The organism is Streptomyces kronopolitis, assembly GCF_050953795.1.
In the GTDB taxonomy this organism is placed as follows: domain Bacteria; phylum Actinomycetota; class Actinomycetes; order Streptomycetales; family Streptomycetaceae; genus Streptomyces; species Streptomyces kronopolitis_A.
In genome coordinates, this window is sequence record NZ_CP191850.1 from 206148 (window position 1) to 218474 (window position 12327).

Below are 12327 nucleotides of genomic sequence, written 5' to 3' on the forward strand. Positions count from 1 at the left end.
CACGGGCCGTCGCGGAGGGCATCCACTTCATGTCGCCCGGCCGCGCTCACCCGTGTCGCCGCGCCAGCAGACTCCCCAGGTCGGTGCGCCGGTGCAGTACGGAGCGCCCCGCTCGGACCGTGGCGATCAGGCCCGCCCCGCGCAGCGCGGCGGCGTGCGCGGAAGCCGTGGCGTTGCTGACGGCCAGGCGCCGGGCGAGCCCGCTGGTGGTGTGTTCCTCGGCGAGCAGGAACAACATCGCGGCACGGGTACGTCCGAGCACCGCGGCGAGCGCCTGGTCCGCGCCGGACGCCCCGTCCGCCGGGAGCGGCAGTCCGGGGCCGGCCGGGCAGGTCACGGTCAGCGGGCGGCCGGGCAGATCGGAGAGGAGGGGATGGCCGGTCCAGTGGAAGGTGGGCATCAACAACACGCCGCGCCCGCCCAGCGTGATGTCCTGAACGACAGGTGTCGCCAACTGCCATACCTCACCGCGCAGTTGACTACCAGGCGCAAAGGCGGTGAGCGCGACGCCGACGCCGTGCTCCGCCACGGTCAGCGCGTGGCGGGTGAACTCCGCCCGGTGCAGGTCCTGCACCAGGGTCCACACCGGTCGCAGCGCCGTCTCGAATGCCGCGTGCTGTGCGCGCCGCAGCGGTTCCCACGCCGCGACCTCGCCCGTGTGCAGCGCACGGATCCACGCCGGAGCCGGGAGGGCTGCGCGGCATAGGCACGCTGCAGCTCACTGCGGACCAGTTCCGGGCGGGTGTCCCGCATGACCTCCCACCCCTCCGCCAGGGTGTCGCTGAAGACGTCGAGGAAGAGGGGCGCCACCGCTCCCGGGACCAGGTCCTTCAGCGGCAGGACGGCGCCCGGCAGGGAGCGGAGCAACCGTCGCCGCCAGCGACCGAAGAGCACCTCGTCGTCCGGCCGGGTCATCGTCATCAGCGCCGCGTTCAGCTCCTGCAACGGCGCCGGCCGGGGCGCGAAACGGACCCGCGCGAAGTCGGCCGCCGTGAAATGGATCCGGATCACTACTCCCCCTCGTGGCACCGCGCCATCGTTCAGGGCAGGGCCGAAACGATGGCTCCCGCTCCCCCACCGATGCCAGCCTCCAGGTCACCCCCTTCTCGCATTCATTCAGGGGACCGACGCACGGCACAAGGGCCGACGGCACGGACACCACGGGAGAACCATGTTCCACGGAACGGCAACCGGCGATGAACCCACCTACAGACAAGGGCAGTTGAGGAGCACCATGACGCCGAGCCCGGTAGCGCGGGACGCTGCCGTGGTGAGCCGACGAGCCCTCACCACGAGCGCCGCGGCGGCCGCTCTGCTGCTCGTCAGCGGCTTGGCACGGGGGCAGTCCGCGACGGCGAAGTCCACCGCACCCGGCACGGACGACATCACCCTGCGGCTGCCGGCGCCGACCGGGCCGCACCCCCTCGGCGTCACCTCGCTGTATCTCGGACTGGGCGGCCACCCGCACCCATGCCCACACCGATGCGCCCGCCCGGCCCGTGCGACGCCCGGTGCTGCTGTACAGCCCCGGAGGGGGCGACCCGCGCACCCTGGGCACCGGACTCGCCGAGGAACTGGCGAGCCGCGGCTACGTCGTGGTGACCATCGACCATCCCGGCGACGGCAGCGAGGTCGAGTTCCCCCGCGGGAGGGCGGGGCGCCAGCAGGTCCGCACCACGGTGTTCAGGGGAAATCCGCGGACGGACCCGAAGCTGTTTCGCACCGTGGTCGCCACCCGGCTCGCGGACATCCGCTTCGTACTGGACCAGCTCGCACTGCTGGCCGCGGGCCGGAATCCGGACGCGCTGGGGCGCCCGTTGCCCGAGGGCCTCGGTCGCGCCCTGGATCCGCGGCGGGTCGGCATCTACGGTCACTCGGTCGGCGGCACCACCGCGGCGCAGGCGATGTACGAGGACCGGCGCATCGGCGCGGCGGTCAACCTCGAAGGCTTCCTCGATGACGCGCCGGAGCGGCCCGGCCGGCCAGGGCAACTCCTCCCCGTCGCCCGCTACGGAGTGGACCGGCCGCTGCTCCTGCTGGGTACCGACGGCTTCCCCGAACGGCCCGCGCTGGAACCCTCCTGGTCGGCCGTGCTCGCCCACCGGCGAGGGCACACCCGCAGACGGCGGCTCGCGCACGCCACGCACGGGGTGTTCACCGACTACGCCGCCTTCGCACCTCAGCTGCAGGCCGCCGGACTGATGACGGCAGCCGGACGGAACTCGCTGGTCGGCGCGATCGATCCGGCGGTATCGGTGCCCCTGGTCCGCGGCGAGGTGCACTCGTTCTTCGCCCGCCAGCTGCCCGCGCGGTGACTGCGGGCCATCGCCGGGCGATGGGTGATGGGCAGGCACTGTCGTCGCCGGTCGACCACATGACAGTTCGTCACCCGCAATCCCGCACCGCACCGCCTCGCACCGGTATGAATTCCGGCCCCGCCTCTCGCCAGGTGCCCGCCCACCGTAGGACCATGGCACGCCGCCTCGCGCGCACGCCTCCCGTTCCGTACGCCGTGCCCTCTGGAGGACCCGGACCATGAACAGACCACTCGCTGTACGTGGCCGCTTCGCCCCGCTGCTCATGACTGTGCTGCTCACCGCTCTGCTGCTCGGGTTGTCGCTCACTGGGCCGCCCGAGACGCCGGCGCACGCGGCGGATCCGCCGGACGGTCCGACGCCCACGGCTGCCGCCGCCGACACCTACTGGACGCCCCAGCGGATGCGGGAGGCGCAGCCGGCGGTCGTCACCCGGACCGCGGGGGCCGCGCACCCGGCCGCGGACCCGCCCCCACCGAGCCACCCCTTCGACGGCCTCCCCCAGGTGGGGACCTTCTTCTGGACGGACGGGAGCAACACCGGCCGGTTCTGCGGCGGGACGGTCGTCCGCAGCCCGCACCACGACCTCGTGGTCAGTGCCGCACACTGTCTGCGCTCGCCCGACCCGAAGCGCCGGCTGTCGTTCGTGCCGCAGTACCACGACGGGCTGAAGCCGCACGGGATCTACCCCGTCGACCGCATCTACCTCGACCAGCGGTACTACGACCTCGGCACGAGCGGCGGGGCCCGCTGGGACTATTCCGTCGTACGGCTCCGCGCGCGCGAGGACGGGGCCGAGGTGGAGGACGTCACCGGCGGCTTCGCCCTCCTCCCGTATCCGGGGTACGACCACCGCAACGTGCGCCTCATCGGCTATCCCGGTAACAGCGACACCACCCACCCCAAACCGCTGGACTGCGCCTCTTCCACCCACCGGTACACCAGTACGGACCCGGCCGCCCCCGGCGACTTCCTGGAAATTGCCTGCGCCGGCTACATCGGCGGCACCTCCGGCGGCCCTTTCCTGGTAAGGGACTTCAGCGGATACGCCCTGATCGGCGTCATCGGTGGCTACCACACCGGTGGTGACTTCCCGGATGTCTCCTACAGTTCGTACTTCACCGTCGACACCCTGGCGCTCTATGTCCACGCGGTCCACGGCGATCCGCCTGCCACGCCCCACCAAGAGCGTCAGCCGAAGTAATCACCTGCGGAAGCCGCCCGAATCGATCCCGCTGCTCGAAATGCCGCACGGCCGTGAGACGGATGGCCTGGAATTTCGGGTAACGGGGCACGGCGGGACGGGATGCCGGGGTGAACCGACCAACACGGGGTCGGGAGCGAGATATCCAGGTATGACGACGGCTCCTGTTAATGTCAGCCATGGCGGAAAGCCGGTTTCCCTCAGTCCGCGGTGGAAGGTGACGCCCGTTGGTGCCATCGTTTCTCTTGTCCGTACTGAATCGCCTCTTCGGTAATGAGGCGTGGCGCCGGCTTCATGCACAGGCGGCGCTCTGGGTGACGCTGGTCATGACCGCGGTGCTGCTCGGGGGTGCCGCTCTGGTCGTGGTCGCCGAATCCGGTGCGCCGCACGCCAATATCACGTCCTTTCCCAAGGGATTGTGGTGGGCGATCGAGACGGCGACGACCGTGGGCTACGGGGATTTCTACCCCGTCACGCTGTGGGGCCGCATCATCGCTTCCCTTCTCATGCTCAGCGCCATTACGGCTTTCGGCGTCATCACGGCCGCCCTGGCGACCTGGTTCGTCGGCCGCGCGGAGCAGGATCTGGCCCGCCTGGGCAAGACCGTGGGAAGCCACGCGCGGGAGGACGCGGAGGCGCTCCGCACGGAGCTGCACACCCTGCACGCGCGCTTCGACCACGTCGAGAACCTGATCCGGGACAAGGGCCCGCAATCCACCGCCTGAACGCCCCTCGCAGCACCCGGCAAGCACGGCCGCGGCCGCCTCTTCCCACCCCTCCGGTATCCGGCCGCAATTCCCGCTGCCTCTCCCTCCCTCGCGGAACTGGCCCCGAGGGACGCGGGGTTACACTCGCCTGCGGTCTGCGGGCGGGTTTCCGCAGCCCACGGAATACGAGGACGGTCCCGAAACATCCATGGACGGGTGCCAGGACATCTTCCGAGTCGACGGCAGTGGGGGCGAGGGTGGAAACGGTGCAGCGGTTGAGGGACCCGTGGTTCGGGCGAATATCCTCGGACCGGACGTTGTCGGACTGTGGCACCGCGCTCGGAAAACACCTCCCCGGCCCACGGGCAATGGGCTGGACCGTGACCGCGGTGTTTTTTGCTGTGTACACCCTGGTGTCGCTGCTCCGGAACGATCGCATGCTCAACGCCGGGTACGACCTGGGGATATTCGAGCAGGCCATCCGCGCCTATGCGCACGGCCAGGCACCGGTCGTGGAACTCAAGGGCCCGGGATTCAATCTTCTCGGGGATCACTTCCATCCCATCCTGGTGCTCGTCGCCCCGCTGTACCGCCTCTTCCCCGGCTCGGTCACGCTGCTGGTGGTGCAGGCCGCTCTGATGGCACTGGCCTGCTATCCGCTGACCCGCTGGGCGCACCGGGCCGTCGGGCCGGTCACCGGTCTGGTCGTGGGCTGCGGACTGGGGGCCTCCTGGGGCCTCGTCACGGGAGTCACCAAGGACTTCCACGAGATCTGCTTCGCGGTACCGCTGCTCGCCTTCAGCGTGACCGCGCTCGGACACCGGCGCTGGTGGGCCGCGGCGGCCTGGGCGCTGCCGCTGCTGCTGGTGAAGGAGGACCTCGGGCTGACGCTCGCCGCCATCGGTTCCTCTATCGCCTGGCAGGGGCTGCGCGAGCGGCGCCGGCAGGAGGCGCCGCGGCGGAACTCCGCGCTTCTGCTCGGCCTCGCCGTCGGCTGTCTCGGCGCGGCGGGGACGGCGCTGGAGGTTCTGGTCCTGCTGCCCGCCATGAACCCCCGGGGCGGTTTCGACTACTGGCAGCAGATGCCGGGCGCGGCCTCGACGGCCTCCAGCGCCGTAGGGGTCGCCTCGCCGGCGCTCACTCTTCTCTGGCCGCCCATGAAGTGGCTGCTGCTGTTCATGCTCGCCGCGCCGACCGCCTTCTTCGGCCTGCGCTCGCCCCTGACGCTGCTGTGCGTACCCACCCTGGCCTGGCGTCTACTGGCCGGCAACGAGCACTACTGGCAGCCGAATTTCCACTACAACGCGATCCTGATGCCGCTGGTGTTCGCCGGCTTCGTCGATGTGCTGGCCCGGCGGACGGACCTGGTGCCGCCTGCCCGGCGCCGCCGGCTCCTCGCCTTCTCCGCCGCCTTCACCGCGGTCACCGCGGCCGTGTATCCGCTCCACGACCTGGTGCTCCCCTCGGCCTGGCGCACCCCGGCCCATGTCCGCACGGCGGAGCGGCTGCTGGCGCGCATACCCGACGGGGACACCGTCGCCTCGTCGAACCGGCTGGCGCCGATGCTGACCGGGCGCGCCACCGTCAGCCTCGTCTGCTTCGGCACCGGCCCCGATCCCGCGTCGCCGACCGCCCTGCCGGCCGATCCGCCGCGCTGGGTGGTGTCGGACCGTCATGATCCGACCGTCAAGACCCCCTGCCCGGTGGCACAGACCCAGCGGATGCTGCGGCTCTACCGCGCGCACGGCTACGTCCGGGTGGCGGAGGAGGACGGGATCACCCTGCTGCGGCGGCGGTAGCGGCACGGGGCCGCGTCCTGCCTCAGCGACGCCGCGGCTCTCCCGCGCGCCCGGAAGCAGGTCGGGCCGGCGAACGGCTGTCCGGGACCACCCCGCCACCTTAAGCTGGGGAGCGTGATCAATTCCGCCGATGTCCGTCGTATCGCCCTCTCCCTGCCCGAAACGGTGGAGAAGGTGGCCTGGGAAATGCCCACGTTCCGGGTCGCCGGGAAGATGTTCGTCACCGTCCCCGACGACGAGACCTCGTTCGCCGTGCGGTGCCCCATTCATGAGCGGCAGGAATTGATCGCGGCGGAACCGGAAAAATTCTGGGTGCCGCCTCATGAGGCCGGTTCCCATTGGGTGCGGGTTCGGCTGTCCGCGCTGGAAGACCTGGACGAACTGCGGGACATCCTCGTGGACTCATGGCAGCAAGCGGCGCCGACGCGGCTCTTGGACACCTTCCCCGGAAATGACTAGGCCGCAGCCGCCCTTGGATGGAGAGCTGCATCACTCGCGACGTCGGAGATCGCTCCAGTCGAGTGCCTGGGACGCGGTGAGCTGCGAATGCTCCGCGGCCGCACGGGCTTCGGCGAGGATATCGCCGTGCTCCTCGACGAGTTCTTCGTAGATGGGGGTGTGGCTGGCGGTGTGCGTGGAGGTCGTCATCTCGATCCCATTCCCTTGTGATTCGACTGCGGCTCAGTAGGTTCTTGCCGCCCTGGGAACTAGGGAGCACCACGGTGAATACTTGGTGCGCAAAGGGAGGTTTTCCCCACGTGCGCCGCTCCCCCGTGCGGCGCTGGACATCGTGTCATGACCGTGGCGAGCACGCAAAGATCGGCTCAGCCCCTGAGACCTTTGACCATTGCACGGATTAGGCGGGTAATGCCTGTATAGCGCCGGGGTGAAGGCGACGGATCCGGGTGCGGCCGCTGACACAAGTGAAACAGATAACAGTTTCCGGCGGAGGACTCGGAAGAACTCGCTCCTCCGGAGAATCCGGAGCAACCTCTCGCCGGCGCGCGGCGATCGAACCGTGCGGGCCGATCCGCCCTCGTCCGCGTACGTGTGCCCGCCCGCACCCCGGCCTCCGGAAGGGGCGAGAACTCTCCCCCGCCGGGGCGTCGTCGGTGAAGATGAGCCCATGCCGAGGACAGGCCCGCCACCGGGCGCTGCCCTGCTACTTGTCGAGACAGCAACGGAGGGGGCCCCGTGGGCGAGGCGCTGTACGTGAGGTTTCAGGCGATCCGGCGCAGTCCCCGGGGGCACTTCCCCGGCGTCTTCGCCCTCGCCAACGGCCTGGCACGGGAAGGCAGGCTGAGCGAGGAGCAGTACCGCTTCTGGCGCGCCGGGAACGACTGGTACGACGCCCACTACCCCGACCCCTCCGCTACGGACCCCACCGTCTACGACCACGAGCTGAACCCCGGAGCGGTGGCCTGGTTCAAGACCTCCGCCGTGCGGCTCATCGAGCGGGTGGACGGCTACTTGGAGCTGCTGGCCGCGCACGGCGTGGGCTGTGTGCGGGTGGAGTCCGCCGACCCCGGAAGGATCATTTACGAGGACGCCGAGCAGGTCGTCGTCGTGCCGTGGCAGCACGAGAGCCCCCGACCCCGGGACGTGGCCGGGCAGCCGGACGCCACCTGAGCCGCTCCCCCACTCCCCTTCGGGCCGTCAGGCCTGCAGGCGGTCAGGCAGTCAGGCGTTCAGTGCGCGATGCCGTCGATCAGCTCGCGGGCGCCCTGGCGCAGCAGCGCGACGGCGACGGACGTGCCGAGCGTCTCCGGGGTGAGCGGGCCGGCCCATTCGTGGGCGTTGAGGACCGTCTTGCCGTCCGGGGTGAAGACACAGGCGCGCAGGGACAGTTCGCCGCGGCGGTCGGTCCTGGCGTAGCCGGCGATCGGGCTGTTGCAGTGGCCCTGCAGGACGTGCAGGAGCATGCGTTCGGCGGTGGTCTCCTGGAACGTCCGGGGGTGGCCCAGACCGCTGACGGCCTCGATGGTCTCGCTGTCGCCCTCGCGGCACTGGAGGGCGAGGACACCGGCGCCGATGGGCGGGCACATCTCGTCCACGGTCAGGATCTGGCTGATCACGTCCGTGCGGCCGATGCGCTCGAGGCCGGAGACGGCCAGCAGCAGGGCGTCGGCCTCCCCGGCCGCGAGCTTTTCCATACGACGGTTGGCATTACCACGCATCGGCACACACTGCAGGTGCGGATGGGAGGCCGCGAGCTGCGCGATCCGGCGGACCGAGGAGGTACCGATCCGGGTGCCGTCGGGCAGCTCGTCCAGGGTGAGCCCGCCGGGGTGGATCAGCGCGTCACGGACGTCATCGCGCTCCAGGAACGCGGCGAACGTCGTACCGGCCGGCAGCGGGCGGTCACCCGGGATGTCCTTGACGCAGTGCACCGCGAGGTCCGCCTCGCCGGCCAGCAGGGCGGCGTCGACCTCCTTGGTGAACGCCCCCTTCCCCTCGACCTGGGAGAGCGCGCCCATCCAGCGGTCGCCGGTCGTCTTGACCGGGACGACCTCCGTGGCGATGCCGGGGTGCAGCGTGCCGAGTTCGACACGGACGCGCTCCACCTGGGCCAGGGCCATGGGCGAGTCGCGCGAGACGATACGGATCAGTTCAGGGGCGGACATGCGCCCACGATAGACCGTCAGCACCGCGCCACGGCCACCAACGGGCGCGGCTCCACCGCCCTTCGAGGCAGCCACCGCCCAGCGGCGACCCGCCCGGCCCCGGCCACCGGTCCGTCCCGCGGCAGCGGGGGCTCCTCCGGTCACCGCCGCATGCCCCGCGGGCATGGCGAGGCCCAGGCCGACGACGAGGTCGGCCTGGGCTTGTCGCGCGGTGCCCGGGTGATCTCCGGAGTACGAAGGAAACCGCTCAGGCGCGTCTGTACGAGGACAGGTGCGCGAACACCACGATGTTGTCGACGTAGTCCCTGACCTTCCGGTCGTAGGCGCCGCCACAGGTGATCACCCGCAGCTGCGCGGTGGGCGCGTCGGCGTAGACCCGGTCGTTGGGGAAGTTCGACTTGCTGAACGTCTCCACGGAGTCGACCTTGAACGTCGCGATGACACCGTCCTCGCGAGTGATGTTGATCAGGGCGCCCGGCTTGAGGGATTCGAGCTGCAGGAACACCGCCGGTCCGGTCTTGGTGTCCACGTGACCGGCGATGATCGCGGACCCGCGCTCACCGGGCGACGCGCCGTCCTTGTACCAGCCGACGAGGTTCCGGTCTCCCGCAGGCGGCGCGTTGAGCTGGCCGGTCGGTCCGAGTGTCAGCTCGGTGAAGGGCGCGTCGACGGCGATGTTCGGGATCGATACCCGCTTCGGCACGGAACGGGGCAGGGCCAGGTCGGGGACCGACGTGGCGGCCGTACGACCGCCCGGGGTGGCGGAGGAGGCCACGGCAGGGCGGGTCAGCGGCTTGGGGTCTGCCGAGGTGTCCACGGAGTTGTAGACGAGGAGGGAGCCCAGCAGGAATGCTCCCGCAGACCACAGCAGGCCGCGGCCCACAGGGCGGGACGCGGAGGCGGTCCGGGGTGGACGGGAATTCGGCTGGGGCGACTGCGGGGCGGTCATGTGACAGTGCCTTTCATGAACGGGGCGACGGCTAGGGGGTGTCGTTCTGGATCATGGTGGGTCGGGGAGCGGGATCTGGTGCGCGCGCTCGACCGAAGCCGAGAGCTGGGGAAGGCCGACGGCAACGCCACGAGGGCGCGTGCCGGGGCCCGCGAGCCCGCCATGGTCCGAACGACACCCCCTGGGTGACGCAGTGGCGGTAACGAAAGCGCCGCGGCCACCGTCCACGAGGAGCGGTGGCCGCGACAGCAGAGCGGCCTCCGTGAGGAGGAGCCGGATCAGGCCGCAGAGGCGCCCGAGGCGTTACGGCGACGCAGCATGAACGCGCCGGCGCCGAGACCGCCCAGCATCAGCACGGAGCCGGCAGCCATACCGCCACCGGTCGCCATGCCGCCACCGCCGGTGTGGATGCCACCGTGCGGCCTCTGGCGGTCACCGTAGCCGCCGTCACGGTCGCCGTACCCACCACGACCACCGTCACGGTCGCCGTAGCCACCACGGCCGTGGTCACGGTCGCCGCCGCGGCCGTGGCCGCCGTCACGGCCGCCGTCACGACCGCCACGGCCGCCGTCACGACCGCCGTCACGCCCGCCACGGCCGTGGTCGTCGCCGTAGCCGCTGCCCTGGTCCCAGTCATTCACGACAGCCTTGGCGAGGGCGCCACCACCGGTGTGCACACCACCGCTGGGCATCCGCCCGTCACGGCAGTCGTCCCAGTGGCCACGGCCGTAGCCGCCGTAGCCGCCGCGGCCGTCACGGTCGCCACCGCGGCCCCGGTCGCGGTCGCCACCGCGGTCACGGTCACCGCGTCCACCGCGGCCGTCACGGTCGCCGCCACGGTCACGGTCACCGCGTCCACCGCGGCCGTCACGGTCGCCGCCACGGCCGTGGTCACGGCAGTGGTCACGGTTGCGGTCACGGTCGCCGCCACGGCCGTGGTCACGGTCACGGCCGTTCCGGTCGTGGTCGTTGCTGGCGGAGGTGGTACCACTGTTCGCGGCACTGTCCTCCGAGATCATTGCGTTCGCAGCAGGGGCAGAGATGGCGAGCACCGCCGTGATGGCGGCCGAAGCGAACAAGGTGCGAGCAGTGCGCATGGGAACATGTTCCTTTCGGCGCGACTGCGAAGGCTGACTCTTTGTCGGCTCATCGGATCGCAGTGGCGACGTGATCACCGTCAGCCGGATCGCGGCCCCGCACCACCGGAGAACCTCGCATTCGAGGTACGCCCTGGGCTCTTCGGGTGGCCCGAGGCGGCTGATTCACCCGTTGGACGGCGCGCGTCGTCGGCGTGTCGCGTAACGGGTGGGCTAAAGGGCCTCGACGGCCCGTCAGAGCGGGGATTTTCCGGGCCGAACGCAGGGCGGGAGCCACTGCGAGCAGGGTCTCCGGCAGGGCGTCGACGGTCTCCGGAGGGGCCGATGCTCCTGGAGGCCGGGCGGACCGGGCATCGCCCCCGGGCAACCTGACGTTCCCCGGGTGCACCGCCACGAGGAGACCCGGACCTGAGCCCGGCACACCTACGCCTTCGCCCTTGGGCGCGTCCATGCCCCCGCCCACCGGCAGGGCTGCGGCCAAGTCATACATGACAGGCCGGGCAGCCCCCACGCCGCGACCCCAGTCGCCGACAACTGCACTGTGCTGAAATGGAATTGCAGAGTTTGTTGACGTAACCCCCTTCCGCGACCGTGCGGTTCGCGTGGCGGCGCGCGGCCGGTCACCTCTCACGGTTCACCGGATGGGCGGCCCGCCTCCCCCGCCCTCTGACGCGAGGACGGGCACCTCCACATGCTCGCCGGGCACGCGAAGCAATGCCTGGAGCGCCTACCCGGGGCCGGCACCCGACGCCCCGCCCCTCGGACATCAAGGGCGGAGCGTTTCTCACTCGGATTGAGGAATTCATTCGCCCGAGGGGGTCCTCCGACCGGCGGTCATATGTTCCACGTGAAACATGCACCGCCCACCGCGGGCCGGCTCACGTGTCGCTGTCGCGGAGGGCCTTTTCGACGATCGCTTCCAGCCGGGAGTGGTGGGCCCCTCGCCAGTAGACGCGACCGCATGCGGTGCACTGGGCGAAGACGTCATACGTCCGCTCGGTACCGTGCTCCAGCTGCTCACGGACCGATTCCTTGTCGGCGTCGGTCAGCCGGCCGTTGCATGCGGTGCAGCGGGTCCAGGGCGCGAGCTGGGGCGCGAACCGGCCCAGTACGTCCTGAAGTTGTTCGTCGGGCTGGTCGCTGTAGAGGAACGCGCCGGCCCAGATCTCCCGGCGTCGCAGCAGCCCCCGGTCCCGGGAGAGCAGTACGCGCCGCTCCTGTGCCGAGAGCGCCGCCAGCGCGGGGTCGCCGGGGTCCTCGTTCGTATAAGCCGCGTCGACCCCGAGCAGTCGCAGCCTGCGCGCCAGGGTGCCGAGGTGTACGTCGAGCAGAAACCGCAGCGGCGCACCCGGGACGCGCTGGGGCCGCTCGACGGCGGACACCTCGACGCTCTCGCCCGCCCGCGGGACATGGGAGACGGGAACCTCAGCTCCGTTCACGGCGAGCCGCCCGACCTCGGTGAGCGGGACGCCCAGCGACTCGACGACATGCCCCAGCGTCGAGGAACCGTCGGTCAGCACCGGCGTGCCGGCGGCGGAGTGCGCCGAAGAAAGGAAAAGGTGCAGCTCAGGGGCGAAGACGAAGGGGATCTCAGGACCGTTCACGCCGCCCAGCATGTCATCGGCCGGACCG

Annotated in this window: 12 protein-coding genes; 6 read left to right on the top strand and 6 right to left on the bottom strand. The window is 70.9% G+C overall.

Annotated elements, in window-relative coordinates; all coding sequences use genetic code 11:
- Window positions 1–46 precede the first annotated feature (46 nt).
- Complete coding sequence (locus ACQP17_RS00955) at window positions 47–586, bottom strand: winged helix-turn-helix domain-containing protein (RefSeq protein ID WP_433854442.1); 540 nt, start codon at window positions 584–586, stop codon at window positions 47–49.
- A gap of 913 nt (window positions 587–1499) precedes the next feature.
- On the opposite strand from ACQP17_RS00955, the gene ACQP17_RS00960 reads away from it, so the two are divergent.
- The 5 genes from ACQP17_RS00960 (at window position 1500) to ACQP17_RS00980 (ending at window position 6484) form a co-directional block, all read left to right on the top strand.
- On the top strand, window positions 1500–2315 hold the full coding sequence (locus ACQP17_RS00960) for a hypothetical protein (RefSeq protein ID WP_433854443.1): 816 nt from the start codon (window positions 1500–1502) through the stop codon (window positions 2313–2315).
- A gap of 220 nt (window positions 2316–2535) precedes the next feature.
- Window positions 2536–3519 carry a trypsin-like serine peptidase gene (locus ACQP17_RS00965; RefSeq protein WP_433854444.1) on the top strand — a complete coding sequence of 328 codons (984 nt, stop codon included), beginning with the start codon at window positions 2536–2538 and terminating at the stop codon, window positions 3517–3519.
- Between the two features lie 227 nt (window positions 3520–3746).
- Window positions 3747–4244: a potassium channel family protein gene (locus tag ACQP17_RS00970; RefSeq protein WP_433854445.1), complete on the top strand. Its 498-nt coding sequence runs from the start codon at window positions 3747–3749 to the stop codon at window positions 4242–4244.
- A gap of 371 nt (window positions 4245–4615) precedes the next feature.
- Window positions 4616–6025, top strand: a complete 1410-nt coding sequence (locus ACQP17_RS00975; RefSeq protein WP_433854446.1) for a DUF2079 domain-containing protein — start codon at window positions 4616–4618, stop codon at window positions 6023–6025.
- Between the two features lie 114 nt (window positions 6026–6139).
- Entirely contained in the window at window positions 6140–6484 is a 345-nt protein-coding gene (locus ACQP17_RS00980; RefSeq protein ID WP_433854447.1) for an MmcQ/YjbR family DNA-binding protein, read from the top strand.
- 30 nt (window positions 6485–6514) lie between these two features.
- On the opposite strand, the gene ACQP17_RS00985 is transcribed toward ACQP17_RS00980, so the two are convergent.
- Window positions 6515–6673 (bottom strand): hypothetical protein, encoded by a 159-nt coding sequence (locus tag ACQP17_RS00985; RefSeq protein WP_364879610.1) that lies wholly within the window; start codon window positions 6671–6673, stop codon window positions 6515–6517.
- A 546-nt stretch (window positions 6674–7219) separates the two neighbouring features.
- Between ACQP17_RS00985 and ACQP17_RS00990 the strand changes: the two genes are divergently transcribed.
- Entirely contained in the window at window positions 7220–7654 is a 435-nt protein-coding gene (locus tag ACQP17_RS00990) for a hypothetical protein (RefSeq protein ID WP_433854448.1), read from the top strand.
- A 59-nt stretch (window positions 7655–7713) separates the two neighbouring features.
- Here ACQP17_RS00990 and hemC read toward each other — a convergent pair whose 3' ends face one another.
- The 4 genes from hemC to ACQP17_RS01010 form a co-directional block, all read right to left on the bottom strand.
- Window positions 7714–8649 carry a hydroxymethylbilane synthase gene (hemC, locus tag ACQP17_RS00995; protein WP_433854449.1) on the bottom strand — a complete coding sequence of 312 codons (936 nt, stop codon included), beginning with the start codon at window positions 8647–8649 and terminating at the stop codon, window positions 7714–7716.
- Between the two features lie 247 nt (window positions 8650–8896).
- Window positions 8897–9598 carry a class F sortase gene (locus ACQP17_RS01000; protein ID WP_433854450.1) on the bottom strand — a complete coding sequence of 234 codons (702 nt, stop codon included), beginning with the start codon at window positions 9596–9598 and terminating at the stop codon, window positions 8897–8899.
- 278 nt (window positions 9599–9876) lie between these two features.
- Entirely contained in the window at window positions 9877–10695 is an 819-nt protein-coding gene (locus ACQP17_RS01005; protein ID WP_433854451.1) for a hypothetical protein, read from the bottom strand.
- Between the two features lie 878 nt (window positions 10696–11573).
- Window positions 11574–12299 carry a Mut7-C RNAse domain-containing protein gene (locus ACQP17_RS01010; protein WP_433854452.1) on the bottom strand — a complete coding sequence of 242 codons (726 nt, stop codon included), beginning with the start codon at window positions 12297–12299 and terminating at the stop codon, window positions 11574–11576.
- Window positions 12300–12327 lie beyond the last annotated feature (28 nt).